General features: G+C 74.8%; 12 protein-coding genes. 4 read left to right on the forward strand and 8 right to left on the reverse strand.

Going from position 1 to position 15,503, the window contains the following annotated elements; genetic code table 11:
* Positions 1–63: 63 nt before the first annotated feature.
* The 7 genes from mnhG to O7604_RS01945 all read right to left on the reverse strand — a co-directional run bounded on the left by mnhG (position 64) and on the right by O7604_RS01945 (position 6,675).
* Positions 64–399 (reverse strand): monovalent cation/H(+) antiporter subunit G, encoded by a 336-nt coding sequence (gene mnhG / locus O7604_RS01915; protein WP_281578690.1) that lies wholly within the window; start codon positions 397–399, stop codon positions 64–66.
* Positions 396–659, reverse strand: a complete 264-nt coding sequence (locus O7604_RS01920; protein WP_120571077.1) for a monovalent cation/H+ antiporter complex subunit F — start codon at positions 657–659, stop codon at positions 396–398. Before O7604_RS01920 ends, mnhG begins: the two co-directional genes overlap by 4 nt.
* Complete coding sequence (locus O7604_RS01925) at positions 656–1,306, reverse strand: Na+/H+ antiporter subunit E (protein ID WP_281578691.1); 651 nt, start codon at positions 1,304–1,306, stop codon at positions 656–658. The genes O7604_RS01920 and O7604_RS01925 overlap by 4 nt, the downstream gene beginning before the upstream one ends.
* Complete coding sequence (locus O7604_RS01930) at positions 1,303–2,808, reverse strand: Na+/H+ antiporter subunit D (RefSeq protein WP_281578692.1); 1,506 nt, start codon at positions 2,806–2,808, stop codon at positions 1,303–1,305. The genes O7604_RS01925 and O7604_RS01930 overlap by 4 nt, the downstream gene beginning before the upstream one ends.
* A complete protein-coding gene (locus O7604_RS01935) occupies positions 2,805–3,287 on the reverse strand; it encodes a Na(+)/H(+) antiporter subunit C (RefSeq protein WP_269701299.1) in 483 nt (160 codons plus the stop codon). Before O7604_RS01935 ends, O7604_RS01930 begins: the two co-directional genes overlap by 4 nt.
* On the reverse strand, positions 3,284–6,118 hold the full coding sequence (locus O7604_RS01940; protein ID WP_281578693.1) for a Na+/H+ antiporter subunit A: 2,835 nt from the start codon (positions 6,116–6,118) through the stop codon (positions 3,284–3,286). Before O7604_RS01940 ends, O7604_RS01935 begins: the two co-directional genes overlap by 4 nt.
* A 233-nt stretch (positions 6,119–6,351) precedes the next feature.
* On the reverse strand, positions 6,352–6,675 hold the full coding sequence (locus O7604_RS01945; RefSeq protein ID WP_269701301.1) for a hypothetical protein: 324 nt from the start codon (positions 6,673–6,675) through the stop codon (positions 6,352–6,354).
* Between the two features lie 247 nt (positions 6,676–6,922).
* Between O7604_RS01945 and O7604_RS01950 the strand changes: the two genes are divergently transcribed.
* The 3 genes from O7604_RS01950 to O7604_RS01960 are packed head-to-tail and all read left to right on the forward strand — an operon-like array spanning position 6,923 to position 13,042.
* Positions 6,923–11,641, forward strand: coding sequence for a DEAD/DEAH box helicase (locus O7604_RS01950; RefSeq protein WP_281580025.1), 4,719 nt, complete (start codon positions 6,923–6,925; stop codon positions 11,639–11,641).
* A 40-nt stretch (positions 11,642–11,681) separates the two neighbouring features.
* Entirely contained in the window at positions 11,682–12,185 is a 504-nt protein-coding gene (locus O7604_RS01955; RefSeq protein ID WP_281578694.1) for a GNAT family N-acetyltransferase, read from the forward strand.
* Positions 12,182–13,042 carry an SAM-dependent chlorinase/fluorinase gene (locus tag O7604_RS01960; protein WP_281578695.1) on the forward strand — a complete coding sequence of 287 codons (861 nt, stop codon included), beginning with the start codon at positions 12,182–12,184 and terminating at the stop codon, positions 13,040–13,042. The genes O7604_RS01955 and O7604_RS01960 overlap by 4 nt, the downstream gene beginning before the upstream one ends.
* 177 nt (positions 13,043–13,219) lie before the next feature.
* Here the strand turns inward: O7604_RS01960 and O7604_RS01965 are convergent, their stop codons facing one another.
* Complete coding sequence (locus O7604_RS01965) at positions 13,220–14,467, reverse strand: hypothetical protein (protein ID WP_281578696.1); 1,248 nt, start codon at positions 14,465–14,467, stop codon at positions 13,220–13,222.
* Between the two features lie 108 nt (positions 14,468–14,575).
* Here O7604_RS01965 and O7604_RS01970 point away from each other — a divergent pair, with 108 nt between their 5' ends.
* Positions 14,576–15,397 carry a DNA-formamidopyrimidine glycosylase family protein gene (locus O7604_RS01970; RefSeq protein WP_281578697.1) on the forward strand — a complete coding sequence of 274 codons (822 nt, stop codon included), beginning with the start codon at positions 14,576–14,578 and terminating at the stop codon, positions 15,395–15,397.
* Positions 15,398–15,503: the final 106 nt, after the last annotated feature.

The following is a 15,503-nucleotide window of genomic DNA, read 5'->3' on the forward strand; positions in this document are numbered from 1 at the left end:
CCATTTTATCGGTACCCGCTGGACGTTCGCTGAGGGTGCCGGGAAGCCTCCCGCACGTCCGGTTCAGCGTCCGGCCAGCTCGTCGACGTCCAGCAGCGTCCGGTCGACCCGCCCGGAACGGTACGCGGCCCGGCCGATCATCTGCGCGGCCACCGGCGCGGTGGAGAGCTGGAAGATCGCCACCAGAACCAGCATGCCCAGATCCGAGGGGGTACGCAGACGCAGCGCCAGCCCGGCCAGCAGCAGCAGGACGCCCAGCACCTGCGGCTTGGTGGCCGCGTGCATCCGGTCCAGCACGTCCGGGAAGCGCACCAGCCCGATGCCGGCCACCAGGGCCAGCACCGCACCGGCCAGCAGAAGAAATCCGCCCACCCAGTCCGCCAGGGTGGCCGCACTCATGACTCGGCCCGGACCGCGAAGCGCACCAGCGACACCGAACCGATGAAGCCGAGCAGGGAGAGCACCACCAGGACGGGCAGCGTGGTGGCGTGCCGGTTGACGGCGGCCTCCGCCCCCACCGCGGCGAGCATCGCCGACAGCAGCAGGTCGGCGCCGACGACCCGGTCGAGCAGGGACGGGCCGCGGTAGATCCGGGCCAGGGCGAGCAGCGCGGTGGCCGAGAGCAGCACGGTCAACGCGACGGCGAGCAGGACTGTCACGGGTGGTTCCTCCGTTCCACGGGGTCGAGGTCGAGCCGGCGTACCTCGTCGGGAGATCCGATGGCGCGCACGATGCGCCGTTCGACGGCGAGCACGCGCTCGCGGCTGTCGCTGATGTCCTCGGGACCGCGCACGTCGAGCAGGTGCACGTAAAGCACGCCCTCGGCCCGGTCGACGTCGAGGATCAGCGTGCCCGGCACCAGCGAGATCACCTCGGCGGTGAGCGCCAGGTTGAGGTCGGTACGCACGCGCAGCGGCACCGCGATGATCGCGCCGCGCGGGCGATAGCCGAAGCGCAGCGCCACCGCTGCCACGTGCACGCTGGCGCTGACCAGCTCCGCGACGAACGTGGCAGCGAAGACCAGCAGCGCGCGGGGGCGGACCCGGCCACCGAACGTGACCGGCGGCAGCGGGAAGAACAGCAGCACCGCCACGCCGACCAGCAGGCCGGCGAGCAGGTTGCCCCAGGACACGTCGCCCCACAGCAGCATCCAGGCCACGACGAGCCAGCCGAGCGCGACCGCCTGGTCCCGCCGCCGCCCACCACGGCCGACGCTCGGCGCGGGCGCATCGGGGGCGGGCGCCGCCCGGGGTACGCCCACGGGCTCCCCGGTCGCGCCCCCGCCCGGGGGCAGGTCGTCGGTCACGGCACGTCCCGGGGCAGGACCGCCCGCACGTACGGGGTGCGCTCCCGCAGGTCGGTCGCCGCGTCCGCGGTGACCTGGAACAGCGGCCCGGCCAGCAGCGTGAACAGCACGCCCAGCGCCACCAGGGCGGTGGTCGCGCCGACCATCATCCCCGGCAGCCGGGCCGGCGGGGTGGCGGTGGCCAGCCGGGGCTCCCGCCAGAATGCGATGTTCCACACCCGGGAGGCCGCGTAGAGGGTGAGCAGGCTGGTGAGCGTGCCGGCCGCGACCAGCACGGCGGGCAGCGTGCCACCGGCCGCCACGCCGGCCTGGAGCAGGCCGAGCTTGCCGAGGAAGCCGGAGAACGGCGGGATGCCGGCGAGGTTCATCGCCGGGACGAAGAACAGCACGCCCAGCATCGGGGCGATCCGCGCCAGCCCGCCGATGCGGCGCAGGTCGGTGCTGCCCGCGCGTTCCTCGACCAGGCCGGCGACCAGGAACAGCGTGGTCTGGATGGTGATGTGGTGCACCACGTAGAAGATCGCCCCGGACAGGCCGGCGACGCTGCTCAGCGCCACCCCGAAGATCATGTAGCCGATGTGGCTGACCAGCGTGAACGACAGCAGCCGCTTCAGGTCCGACTGGGCGACCGCGCCGAGGATGCCGACCAGCATGGTCAGCCCGGCCACCACCATGAGCAGCGTGGCGACCTGACCGCCGGGGAACAGCAGCGTCTCGGTGCGGATGATCGCGTACACGCCGACCTTGGTGAGCAGGCCGGCGAAGACCGCCGTCACCGGTGCGGGCGCGGTCGGGTAGCTGTCCGGCAGCCACGCCGACAGCGGGAACACCGCCGCCTTGATCCCGAACGCGAGCAGCAGCGTCAGTTGCAGGGTCAGGCGTACGCCCGACGGCAGCGCGTCCAGCCGGCCGGCGAGCTGCGCCATGTTCAGCGTGCCGGTGGCCGCGTACACCAGCCCGACGGCGGACAGGAACAGCAGCGACGACAGGATGCTGACCACCACGTACGTCGAGCCGGTGCGCAACCGCACCTCGGTCCCGCCCAGCGTGATCAGCACGAAGCTCGCGGCCAGCAGGATCTCGAAGCCGACGAAGAGGTTGAACAGGTCCCCGGCCAGGAAGGCGTTCGTGACGCCGGCGGTCAGCACCAGGTACGTGGGGTGGAAGATGCTCACCGGCGCGGTCTCCCCGGTCTCCCCCCGGCCCTGGCCGATCGAGTAGAGCAGCACGCACAGCGTCACCGCCGAGGAGACGAGCACCATCAGCGCCGCCAGCTGGTCCGCCACCAGCACGATGCCCACCGGCGCCGGCCAGCCGCCCACCTGCACCACCACCGGCCCGGTCCGGTACGCCTCGATCAGCAGCACCGCCGCCACCACCAGGACGCTGGACAGGCACAGCACGCTCGTCGACCGCTGCAGACGGGGGCGGCCGGACAGGAGAAGGGTGAGCGCCGCGCCGAGCAGCGGCACCACCACCGGCAGCGGCACGAGCGCGCTCATTGGGCCCCACCGTCCCGGTGCAGCCGCCGACGAGCCGGCCCCGGATCCACCTGCTCCGGGTCGTCGTCCGGGCCCTCGCCGCCGAGGTCCGCCGTGGACACCTCGTTGCTCTCGGCGAGCCGGACGATCTGCCGGTCCTCCAGGTCGTCCTGCACCTCGTCGTCGCCGCTGGTGTACCAGCTGCGGTAGGCGACGGCGAGCAGGAACGCGGTCAGCCCGAACGTGATCACCACGGCGGTGAGCACCATGGCCTGCGGCAACGCGTCGCTCATCTCGCCCTGCGACGTGGAGCCCACGAGCGGGGCGGCGCCGGACCGCCCGCCCAGCAGGATGAGCAGGTTCACGCCGTTGCCGAGCAGGATGACGCCGAGCAGGATCCGGGTCAGGCTGCGTTCCAGCAGCAGCGTGACACCGGCGGCGACGAGCACCCCGACCGCCAGCACCAGCACCATCGTCGGCGCCGCCGCGCCCCTTGTCATGAAGGACTCTCCCGCTGGACCACCAGACCACGTCCCGCCTCGCCCGCGGCCTCCACGTGCCGGTCCACCTCGGCGCCCAGGCTGCGCAGGATGTCCAGCACCAGCCCGACCACCACCAGGTAGACGCCGATGTCGAAGAACAGCGACGTGACCAGGTAGAAGTCGCCGACCGCCGGCAGCCACAGGTTGACCTTCATGCTCTGGAGCACCTCGCCGGTGAACGCCAGGCCGACCACGCCGCTGCCCACCGAGATGCCCAGACCCGCGCCGAGCACCGTGCCGGCCCCGACCGGCGCCGCCTCGGCCAGCTCGTACCGGCCGCCGGCCAGGTACCGCAGGGCCAGCGCGAGGCCGGCGACCAGCCCGCCGGCGAAGCCGCCGCCGGGGGCGTTGTGCCCGGAGAAGAGGAGGAACAGCGAGAAGATCAGGACGGTGTGGAAGATCAGCCGGGTGACCACCTCGAACACGATCGAGCGCCGCCGCTCCGGCAGCGTCTGCCCGCCGCGCAGCCACACCGTGCGCCGGTCGCCGGCGCGCAGCGCGGCCGGTGGGGGACGGCGGGGACGCGGCCCGGTGCGGGAACGCTCGTAGATCAGGCTGGCCACGCCGGTCGCGGTGACCACGAGCACCGAGAGCTCCCCCATCGTGTCCCAGGCCCGGATGTCGACGAGCGTCACGTTCACGACGTTGCGGCCGTACCCCTCGATCACGGCCAGGTCCGGGAAGTCGGCGGAGATCGACGGCGCCCGCCGCGCCCCGGCCGCGACCAGTGCCAGACCGGCCATCACCACCCCGGCGGCGATCCCGATGCCGCGCCGCACCCAGCGGCTGCGGCGCAGCGGCCGCGCCGAGAAGCGCTCCGGCAGCCGCCGCAGCACCAGCACGAACACGGCGATCGTCGCGGTCTCCACCAGGAACTGGGTGAGCGCCACGTCCGGCGCGCCGTAGAGGACGAACATCATCGCGGTGCCGTAGCCGGTCACGCCGACCAGCAGCATCGCGGTGAGCCGCCGCCGTGCGCCGACCGCGAGCAGCGCGGCGACCGCGATCACCACGCAGACCACGAGCTGGGCCGGGTTGTCCCAGGGCGCCAGGTCGACCCGCCACGGCGCGGTCGCGATCATCGCCCCGCCGGGTACGAACACCAGCGCGAGCAGCACGGTGCCGAGGTACTGCGGCAGCGACCCGCGCTGGGTGGCGCCGGTGACCTCGATGGCGAGCCGGTCGAAGCCGTGCGTCACCCACTCGTACCCCTGGTTGCCGCTCACCGGCGAGCGCAGCCGGGCCAGCGCGGGGGCCAGCGGACCGCGGACCAGGTGCAGCACCACACCGCCGGCCAGCACGAGGGCGGACAGGCCGAGCGCCGCCGTCGGTCCGTGCCAGAGCGCCAGGTGCTCCTCGACCGGCCCGAACAGCTCCGCGTACGGCTCGACCAGACCGCTCAGCCACCCGGCGGCCGGACCGGCGGCGAGCCCGGCCACGGCGAGCAGCGCCGGGGGTACGAGCATCGCGGCGGGCGGCCGGGCCATCTCCGTGTCCGGCACTCCGGGCCGGGTGACGAACGCGCCCCAGAGGAACCGGATGCTGTACGCGACGGTGAGCGCGCTGCCGGCCACCAGCACGACGAGGACCAGCGGATCGCCGGTGAACGCGGCGAGCGCCGCCTCCTTCCCGACGAATCCGAGCAGCGGCGGCACCCCGGCCATCGAGGCGGCGGCCAGCGTGGCGACGGTGGCCAGCACCGGCGCGGCCCGTCCCACCCCGGACAGTTCCCGCAGGTCACGGGTGCCGGCCTCGTGGTCGAGGATGCCGACGACCAGGAACAGCGCCGCCTTGAACAGGGCGTGCGCCGCCAGCATCGCCACACCGGCCAGCGCCGCCTTCGGTGTGCCCGCGCCGAACACCACGGTGAGCAGGCCGAGCTGGCTGACCGTCCCGTACGCCAGCAGCAGCTTCAGGTCGGTCTGGCGCAGCGCCGCCCACCCGCCGATCACCAGCGTGATCAGTCCGGCGACGACGGTGACCGGCCGCCATCCGCCGACCGGGGCGAGCACCGGGCCGAGCAGTCCGATGAGGAAGATGCCGGCCTTCACCATCGCCGCCGCGTGCAGGTACGCGCTCACCGGCGTCGGTGCGGCCATCGCCACCGGCAGCCAGGCGTTGAACGGGAACACCGCCGACTTCGCCAGGGCCCCGGCGAGGATGAGCAGCACCGCCACGGTCAGGTACCCGCCGCCGGGCAGCGGCGCCGCCGCCACCGCCGACCACCGGTAGCCCCCGGCGTGGTGGCCGAGCAGCAGGAACCCGACGAGCATGGCCAGCCCGCCCAGCGTGGTGACCGTCAGCGCCTGCGCGGCGGCCCACCGGCTGGACCGGCGCTCGGTGCTGTGCCCGATGAGCAGGTAGGAGAAGACGGTGGTCAGTTCCCAGAAGACGTAGAGCAGCAGCAGGTCGTCGGAGACGACGAGGCCGAGCATGGCTCCGGCGAAGGCGACCATGACAGCGGCGAACCGGGCCAGCCCGGCCGACCCGGGCGGGAAGTAGCGGGCGGAGTAGACGAGCACCAGCGCGCCGACGCCGCCGACGAGCAGCAGCATCAGCCAGGACAGCGTGGTGAGCCGCAGCGCCACGTCGAACTGGAGCTGCGGGATCCAGGGGTACGTCTCGACCACCGCGCCGCCGTCGCGTACCGCCCCGGTCTGCGCCGCCGCCCAGACCGCCGTGGCGGCCGGGGCGAGCGCGAGCAGCAGGCAGGCACGCGGGCCCCACCGGCGGACCAGCAGCGGGGCGAGCAGCGCCGCCACCAGGTGCACGATCAGCAGGACGAGCACGCGTACTCCCGGTCGAGGTGACAGCGCGCGAACACGCTGGTGTCACAACCGATCACACGCCACAGAGGCACCGAACCGGGCCGTTTTCCCCAAAACCCACCCTTACCTCCCCCCGCCCACCGACCCCGTCCCCGGTGATCAAGGAGTTCGCGTCCGGGAGCGCGCCGGATTCCGCCGCGAACCCCTTGATCACCGGGGTGGCGGGAGAGGGCGGAGCGGGTGGGAGGGGACGGTCAGGGGGCCGGGTTGGGGGTGGCCAGCTGGCGGGCGGCGCGGTCGACGGCACGCTGGGCGGCGGCCAGGGAGCGCAGCGGCAGCCGGGCGTCGCGGCTCTCGCGGCGCTGGACGAAGTAGTGCACAGCGGCCCGGACCCGGGCGCGGTCGGCGGCGCTGGACCGGGCGGTCGCCAGGATCATCTCGCGCAGCCGTGCGGCCAGTTCCTCGGCCAGCTCAAGGTCGGGACCGTGCAGCCCGGCGCGGAGCGCGGCCAGGCGACTGTCGACCTTGCGGATGAGCACGTCGGTTCCGGAGCCCAGACCTCGGTCCTCGACGGTCATCCACGCCTCCACCCCACGCCGCATCGCGAGTGAAGTTACTTTATGTTGCAGCCCACAAGCAAGCAGTTAAGTAAGACTTAACGGAATAATCGCCCATTCCATTCTTGGACTGCTGCGGGCGGGACGGAACGGTCCGGCGACGGGCCCGGATGTCACACCCGCGCGGCAGGATGGGTGCGTGGCGGACGAGGTGACCCCGTCCGTCCGGCCAGACGGGTCGGGCGGGTCGGGCAGGTCAGGCGGTGTCCTGGCGGAGTTCGGCGCGGCGACCCGGGAGTGGTTCACCGCGGCGTTCGCCGCACCCACCCCGGCCCAGGAGGGCGCCTGGCGCACGGTGGCCGCCGCCCGCAACGCGCTCGTCGTCGCGCCGACCGGCTCCGGCAAGACCCTCGCCGCGTTCCTCTGGTCGCTCGACCGGCTCGCCAAGGAGCCGCCGCCGGCCGATCCCCGGCGCCGCTGCCGGGTGCTCTACGTGAGCCCGCTCAAGGCGCTCGCCGTCGACGTGGAACGCAACCTGCGCGCCCCGCTCACCGGCATCCGGCAGGCCGCCGCCCGGCTCGGCCTGGTCCCACCGGACATCACCGTCGGGATGCGGACCGGCGACACCCCGGCCGACGAGCGCCGGGCCTTCGCCCGCACCCCGCCGGACATCCTCATCACCACACCCGAGTCGCTGTTCCTGCTGCTCACCTCCGCCGCCCGCGACTCGTTGCGCGGCGTCGACACGGTGATCGTGGACGAGGTGCACGCGGTTGCCGGCACCAAGCGCGGCGCCCACCTGGCGCTGTCCCTGGAACGGCTGGACGCGCTGCTGGAGCGGCCCGCCCAGAGGATCGGGCTGTCCGCCACCGTCCGGCCGATCGACGTGTGCGCCCGCTTCCTCGGCGGCGCCCGCCCGGTCGACGTGGTGCAGCCACCGTCGAACAAGACCATCGAGGTCAGCGTCCAGGTTCCGGTGGAGGACATGACGCGCCTCGACGAGCAGGAGCCACCCGAGGACGACCTGGGCGGCCTCGCACCCCGTCGCCCCTCGATCTGGCCGGCGGTCGAGGAACGCGTGTTGGCGCTGATCCGGGCGCACCGGTCCACGATCGTGTTCACCAACTCCCGGCGCAGCGCCGAACGGCTCTGCGCCCGCCTCAACGAGCTGGCCGCCGAGGAGAGCGAGGCGGCGTCCACCGCGGAGGGCGGTCGCGTGGCCCGGGGCGGGGAGCCGGTGCGCGTATCCGATCTGCTGCCCGGCGCCGACGGCCTGCCGGCCGGCGACGAGGCCGGGCTCGACGACGCCGACGGGCTCGGCCCGGTGGCCGGCGGCGGGCCGGCCGACGGCAGCCGGGCCCGGCGCGGGGCGGAGGCGTTCGGCGGGCCGGTGGGGCCGGTGCGCGCGCCTCGGCAGCCCGCCGAGGTGATGGCGCAGTCCGGCTCGGCGGCCGGGGCGCCGGCGGTGATCGCGCGGGCGCACCACGGCAGCGTCTCCCGGGAGGAGCGCAAGCAGATCGAGGAGGCGCTCAAGTCCGGCCGGCTGCCCGCCGTGGTCGCCACGTCCAGCCTGGAGCTGGGCATCGACATGGGCGCCGTCGACCTGGTGGTGCAGATCGAGGCGCCGCCGAGCGTGGCGGCCGGGCTGCAGCGGGTGGGTCGCGCCGGGCACCAGGTCGGCGCGGTCTCGCGCGGCGTCGTCTTTCCCAAGCACCGGGGCGACCTGCTCTCCTGCACGGTGGTGGCCGAGCGGATGGGCGCCGGGGCGATCGAGGAGCTGCACTACCCGCGCAACCCGCTCGACGTGCTGGCCCAGCAGATCGTCGCGATGGTGGCGCTGGAGCCGTGGCGGCTCGGCGACCTCGCCGTGCTGGTCCGCCGCGCGGCGCCGTTCGCGGAGCTGCCCGACTCGGCGCTGCACGCGGTGCTCGACATGCTCTCCGGCCGTTACCCGTCCACCGCGTTCGCCGAGCTGCGGCCCCGGCTGGTCTGGGATCGCGCCACCGACGTCCTGACCGGCCGGCCCGGCGCCCAGCGGCTCGCCGTGACCAGCGGCGGCACCATCCCCGACCGGGGCCTGTTCGGTGTGTTCCTGGCCGGTGCCGAGCGGGCCGCGCGGGTCGGTGAGCTGGACGAGGAGATGGTCTACGAGTCCCGGGTGGGTGACGTGTTCCTGCTCGGCTCGTCGTCCTGGCGGATCGAGGAGATCACCCCCGACCGGGTGCTGGTCTCCCCCGCACCCGGGCAGGCGGCCCGGATGCCGTTCTGGAAGGGCGACCAGCTCGGCCGCCCGGTCGAGCTGGGCCGGGCGATCGGCGCTCGGGTCCGGGCGCTGCTGCGGCAGTCCGACACCGACGCGGTGGCGGCGCTGCGAGCCGGCGGACTCGACGACTGGGCTGCCGGCAATCTGATGACCTACCTGCGCGAGCAGAAGGCGGCCACCCGGTCGCTGCCGGACGACCGGACGGTGGTGGTCGAACGCTTCCGCGACGAGCTGGGTGACTGGCGGCTCGCCGTGCACTCGGTGCTCGGCGCCCGGGTCAACGGGCCGTGGGCGCTGGCCATCGGCCGCCGGCTGGCCGAGCGGTACGGCGTGGACGCGCAGGTCATGCCCTCCGACGACGGCATCGTCGTGCGCCTGCCGGACACCGCCGACACGCCGCCCGGCGCCGACGTGGTGGTCTTCGAGCCGGACGAGATCGCCCAGCTCGTCGAGGAGTCGGTGGGCACGTCCGCGCTGTTCGCGTCCCGGTTCCGGGAGTGCGCGGCCCGGTCGCTGCTGCTGCCCCGGCGTGACCCCAGGCGGCGGCAGCCGCTGTGGCAGCAACGCCAGCGCGCCGCGCAGCTGCTCGACGTGGCCCGCGAGTACGCCGACTTCCCGGTCACGCTGGAGGCCGCCCGCGAGTGCCTCCAGGACGTCTTCGACCAGCCCGCGCTGGCCGGGTTGATGCGCGACCTGGCCGCCCGCAAGGTACGCCTGGTCGAGGTGGAGTCCGAGCGCCCGTCGCCGTTCGCCAGGTCGCTGCTGTTCGGGTACGTCGGCGCGTTCCTCTACGAGGGCGACGCCCCACTGGCCGAGCGGCGGGCCGCCGCGCTGGCGCTCGACTCCGGCCTGCTCGGCGAACTGCTCGGCCGGGTCGACCTGCGGGAACTGCTCGACCCGGAGGTGCTCGCCGAAACCGCACGCCAACTGCGCTGGCTCACCGATCAGCGGCGGCCCCGCGACCCGGAGGACGTGGTCGAGCTGCTGCGCGTGGTCGGTGACCTGAGCGGCGCCGAGCTGGCCGAGCGGGGCGTGCCGGAATCCTGGGCCGGCGAGCTGGCGGCGGCCCGGCGGGTCCTGCGGGTCCGCATCGCCAGCGAGGACCGCTGGGTGGTCGTCGAGGACGCCGCCCGGCTGCGCGACGCGCTCGGCGTGGCGCTGCCCGTCGGGGTCGCGGAGGCGTACCTCGCGCCGGTGGCCGATCCGCTCACCGACCTGGTCGCCCGGTACGCCCGCACGCACGGCCCGTTCGCGGCGGCCACCTGCGCGGCCCGGTTCGGGCTGGGCGTGTTCGTGGTCGAGCAGGCGCTGCGGCGGCTCGCCGCCACCGGGCGTGTGGTCTCCGGCGAGTTCGCGCCGGACAGCGTGGGCACCCAGTGGTGCGACGCCGAGGTGCTGCGCCTGCTGCGCCGCCGCTCCCTGGCGGCCCTGCGGCGCGAGATCGAGCCGGTGCCGCCGCGCGCGCTCGCCACGTTCCTGCCCCGCTGGCAGCACGTCGGCTCGTCGGCCCGGGGCGTCGAGGCCGTCGCCGCCGCCGTCGAGCAGTTGCAGGGCACCAGCGTGCCGGCGTCCGCGCTGGAACGTCTGGTGCTGCCCGCCCGGGTCGCCGACTACTCCCCCGCCCAGCTCGACGAGCTGTGCGCCAGCGGCGAGGTGGTGTGGGCCGGCGCGGGCGCGATCTCCGGCGGCGACGGGTGGGTGACCCTCGCGTACGCCGACGTCGCGCCGCTGCTGCTTCCGCCGCCGGACGAGGCACTGACGCTGACCCCGCTGCACGAGTCGGTGCTCGACGCGCTCGCGGACGGGCAGGCGCTGTTCTTCCGCTCGCTCTCCGACCGGGTCGGCGCCACCGACGACGCCGCGCTGGGGGGCGCGGTGTGGGATCTGGTGTGGGCCGGTCACCTCACCAACGACACGCTCGCCCCGCTGCGGGCCGCGCTCGGCGCGGGCGGGGCGCACCGGTCCCGGCCGTCGGCGCCGCGCACCCGCTACCGCCGTCCGGGCCGGGTGGCGCTGCCCAGCCGGGGTGGTCCGCCCACCATGGCCGGTCGCTGGTCGCGGTTGCCCGAACGCGACATCGACCCCACCCGCCGGGCCACCACCCTGGCCGACCTGCTGCTGGAACGGCACGGCGTGGTGACCCGGGGCGCGGTCGTGGCCGAGCAGGTCACCGGCGGTTTCGCCGGGGTCTACCCGGTGCTGTCCGCGATGGAGGAACGCGGGGCGGCCCGGCGCGGCTACTTCGTCGAAGGGCTCGGCGCGGCGCAGTTCGCGGTGCCGGGCGCGGTGGACCGCATCCGCGCGCTCGCTGACGAGTCCCAGAGCCGGGGCGGGCCGACGGTGGTGCTCGCGGCCACCGATCCGGCGAACCCGTACGGCGCCGCGCTGCCCTGGCCGGAACGCGTGGTCGACTCGGGCGACGGCGCGGCACCGGCCACCGGGCACCGGGCCGGGCGCAAGGCGGGCGCCCTGGTCGTGCTCGTCGGCGGCGACCTCGTGCTCTACGTCGAGCGGGGCGGCCGGACGATCCTGTCCTTCACCGACGACACCGACACGCTCGGCGCGGCCGGCAAGGCACTCGCCGACGCGGTGCACTCCGGTGCGCTCGGCGCGATCTCGGTGGAACGCGCCGACGGCGAGGCCGTGCACGCGTCCCCGCTGCGTGACGCGCTCACCGCCGCCGGGTTCCGCGCCACCCCGCGTGGCCTGCGCCTGCGCGGCTGACCGCCCGGAGTGCCGGGGAGCGGGAACGTAGGGTGTGCCGGTGGCCTCGATCCGGGTACGGCAGGCGCGCGACGACGACCGCGACGCGCTGACGGCGCTGCACGAACGGGAGTGGGGCGGCCCGATCGTGGTGGTCCACGACACCCGCTACGACCTGCGTGACCTGCCCGCGCTGGTGGCGGTCGACGACAGCGGCGGGTTCGCCGGGGCGCTGGCGTACCGGGTCGACGCCGACGGGCTGGAGGTGGTGAGCCTGGCCGCGTCGGCACCGGGCAACGGCGCCGGCACCGCCCTGCTGGCCGCCGCCGACGAGGCGGCCCGGGCGGCCGGGGCGGACCGGATCTGGCTGGTCACCACCAACGACAACCTGGGCGCGCTGCGCTTCTACCAGCGCCGAGGGCTGCGCATCGTCGCGGTGGACGCGGGCGCCGTGGACCGGGCCCGCGCGGTCAAGCCGACCATCCCGCAGATCGGTGCGGACGGGATCCCGCTGCACGACGAGCTGCGCCTGGCCCGGCACCTGAGGGTGGCGGACCAGCGATGAGCGGCCCGGACGAACGCGCCCCGGCCGCCGCCGACCGGGGCCGCACGACACCGGACGGCACGCGGCCGGCGGCCGGCGGTCCGCCCTGTGTCTCGCTGACCACCGACTACGGGCTCTCCGACGGGTTCGTGGCGGCGTGCCACGGAGTGCTGGCCCGGCTCGCCCCGGCCGTCCGGGTGATCGACGTGACGCACCTGATCCCACCGGCCGACGTCCGCCGGGGCGCGGCGGTGCTCGCGCAGACAGTGCCGTGCCTGCCGTGGGGCGTGCACGTGGCGGTGGTCGACCCGGGTGTCGGCACGACGCGGCGCGGGATCGCGCTCGCCGCGCCCGGCGGACTGCTCGTGGGGCCGGACAACGGGCTGCTGATCCCGGCCGCTGAGGCGCTCGGCGGGGTGACCGACGCGGTGGAGCTGACCAACCCGGACTGGCTCGGCCCGGTCGTCTCCCGCACGTTCCACGGGCGGGACGTGTTCGCGCCGGTGGCCGCCCGGCTGGCACTCGGCGCACCACTGGCCGAGGCGGGACCGGCGGTGGACCCGGGCATGCTGGTCCGGCTGCCGGAGCCGGTGGTACGCGCCGAGCCCGGCGGCCTCACCGCCGAGGTGCTGACCGTCGACCACTTCGGCAACGTCCAGCTCGCCGCGCCGGGCGCGCTGCTCGACGGCCTGCCGTCCCGGGTCCTGGTGAACGGGCACGAAGCGGTCCACGGCCGCACGTTCGGCGACGCCGAACCCGGCACCCTGGTGGTCTACGTCGACTCGGCCGGCCTGGTCGCCATAGCGGTGAACACCGGCCGAGCCGCCGACACCCTACGCACCACCCCAGGCACCCTCATCACCCTCACCACCCCCTAACCCGCACCCCACCCCCACCCCCGCCCGCCCCGCCCCGCCCCGCCCCGCCCCGCCCCGCCCCGCCCCCGCGATCTTGCAGTTTCTGCCCCGACACAAGGGATAAATGCCTCACGGGAAGGGCCGAAACTGCAAGATCAACGGGGGCAGGGTCGGGGGTCGGCGCGGGAGGGCGAGGGGTCAGCAGCGGGGGACGGTGCCGCCGTAGATCGACGACAGGTACGCGTGGCTGACGTAGTTGCCGCCGACCAGGCGGTACCACCTCGTCGTGGTGCGGTACGTGCCGGCGATCCGCTGCCCGGTCACGTAGCACTGCACCGGCACGTGGGCGTACGTGGCGGCCAGCCCCCGGCTCGCGTACGAGGTGCCCGCCCCGGCGCGCAGGTTCAACGGCCCGGAGCCGACCACGGCCCGCGCCCCGCCACCGGTCCACAACAGTGTCACGTCCACCCACGCGTTGTCGGTGAGCCGCAGCCCGTCCCAGAACGTCCCGTCGGCCAGGTCCAGCCCGGCCGGGTTGCGCACGGTACGGCCGAACTGGTCGCGCCCGCCGTTGTAGCCGTTCTGGTACGCCGCCTGCGCCTCCGGCAAGCCGCGCGGCAGGTCCTTCCAGTTCTCCCTGACCGACGCCGGGTTCCACCAGTCGTCGCGGGTGTTCCACGGGCCGACGTCCCAGACCGGGGCGTACTCGCAGCGGCTGCCGCTCGTCGTGCAGACCTTGACCGTGTAGTCGCCGGTGTTGCGCGGCGACAGGCCGCGCCGGGTGGGCAGCGCCGCGAAGTGGTCCCGGGTGCGCACCGTGTGCCCGTTGGCGGTGGTGCCGCCGACCAGGCCGATCCGTGTCGCGTACACCCGGTACGTGAGGGCGGCGGCCGGCTGGACCGCTGTGGTGGCGACCCGGTCGGCGGCCAGGGTCAGGCCGGTGACGGTGGCCTCCGAGGCGGCGCCGCTGGTGGTCAGCACGACGCGTGCCTGCACCCGGCTGACCGGTGCGTCGAAGACCGCCTCGGTGGCGTCACGCCACTCGGTCCAGCCGCGGCCACGCCAGCCGCGTACCTGGGCCACCGCCGTACCCCCGTCGCCCGTGCGAGCGGCGAACTGTGCGCGTACCCGGGTCGCGGGTCGGTCGAGGGTGCGCGGCGCGGAGAGCAGGATGCCCTCGGCGACGGGTCCGCCGACGGCGGCCGGGCGGGTGCGGGCGGTGGGACGGGGGTCGGCCAGGCGCAGGCGGCCGGACCGCCAGGCGACGTTGACGTCGTCGCCGCCGGCGACGGCGAGGTCGACGGACCAGCGTTCGGGGCCGGGCGCGGTGGCGCGGGACGGTACGGCGGGTGGGGGCGCGGCCGGCGCGGGCGTGCCGGGCAGTCCGGCGGCCACGGTGAGCAGGGCGGTCAGGGCGACGACGGTACGACGTCGTGTATGTGCCATTGGCATCTCCTCAGAACCCCCTGATCGTGGCGTTTCCGCAGATCAAGTGGAACCTCAGTACAAATAGCGACACATGCGAATTCTGCTCGGCCGGGGGACAATGGCCGGGTGCCCGAAGGCGACACCGTCTGGAACACCGCGCGCGTCCTGCAACGCGCGCTGGCCGGGGCCCGGCTCACCGGGTCCGACTTCCGCGTGCCGCAGCTCGCCACCACCGACCTGACCGGCTGGACCGTGCGCGAGTCGGCGAGCCGCGGCAAGCACCTGCTGCTGCGCCTGACCGGCACCGACGCCGGCCGGTGGACGCTGCACTCGCACCTGCGGATGGACGGCGCCTGGCGGGCGTACGCCCCGGGTGAGCGCTGGAGCGGACGGCCGGCGCACCTGATCCGGGTGGTGCTGCGCTCCCCTGCCGCGGTCGCTGTCGGCTACCACCTGCACGAGCTGGCGCTGGTGCCGACCGCCGAGGAGGAGTCGCTCGTCGGCCACCTCGGCCCCGACCTGCTCGGCCCGGACTGGGACGCGGACGAGGCGGTCCGCCGGCTCGCCGCCGACCCGGAGCGCACCATCGGCGAGGCGTTGCTCGACCAGCGCAACCTGGCCGGGGTGGGCAACCTCTACAAGTGCGAGGTGCTGTTCCTGCGCGGCGTGTCGCCGTGGACGCCGGTCGGTGCGGTGCCGGACCTACCAGGCACCGTCGCGCTGGCCCAGCGGCTGCTCGCGGCCAACCGGGGCCGCTGGACGCAGAGCACCACGGGGGTGCTGCACCGGGGCGGGACGACCTACGTCTACGGCCGCCGGGCCCAGCCGTGCCGCCGCTGCGGGACCGCCATCCGCAAGGAGGAACTGGGTGAACGGGTCACCTACTGGTGCCCCGCCTGCCAGCCCGGCGTGGAACTTCCACGAAACGCCCAAGATCGGCCGAGATAGGGACGATTGGGTACTTCCGCCTCACCCCTGTGACGTCGCATGCTGCGGTGGACCGCTCACGGATCGTCAGCAGCGCGTACGCCCGCCACGCCGGGGTGTCGGCCGG

The sequence above is a fragment of the Micromonospora sp. WMMA1947 genome (genome assembly GCF_027497355.1).
Taxonomy (GTDB): domain Bacteria; phylum Actinomycetota; class Actinomycetes; order Mycobacteriales; family Micromonosporaceae; genus Micromonospora.

What these genes read in the sequence shown, in the direction of transcription:
- mnhG (WP_281578690.1), bottom strand. Translation starts at nt 399, where the DNA reads ATGAGTGCGGCCACCCTGGCGGACTGGGTGGGCGGATTTCTTCTGCTG.
- O7604_RS01965 (WP_281578696.1), bottom strand. Translation starts at nt 14,467, where the DNA reads ATGGCACATACACGACGTCGTACCGTCGTCGCCCTGACCGCCCTGCTC.
- O7604_RS01935 (WP_269701299.1), bottom strand. Translation starts at nt 3,287, where the DNA reads ATGACAAGGGGCGCGGCGGCGCCGACGATGGTGCTGGTGCTGGCGGTC.
- O7604_RS01960 (WP_281578695.1), top strand. Translation starts at nt 12,182, where the DNA reads ATGAGCGGCCCGGACGAACGCGCCCCGGCCGCCGCCGACCGGGGCCGC.
- O7604_RS01930 (WP_281578692.1), bottom strand. Translation starts at nt 2,808, where the DNA reads ATGAGCGCGCTCGTGCCGCTGCCGGTGGTGGTGCCGCTGCTCGGCGCG.
- O7604_RS01945 (WP_269701301.1), bottom strand. Translation starts at nt 6,675, where the DNA reads ATGACCGTCGAGGACCGAGGTCTGGGCTCCGGAACCGACGTGCTCATC.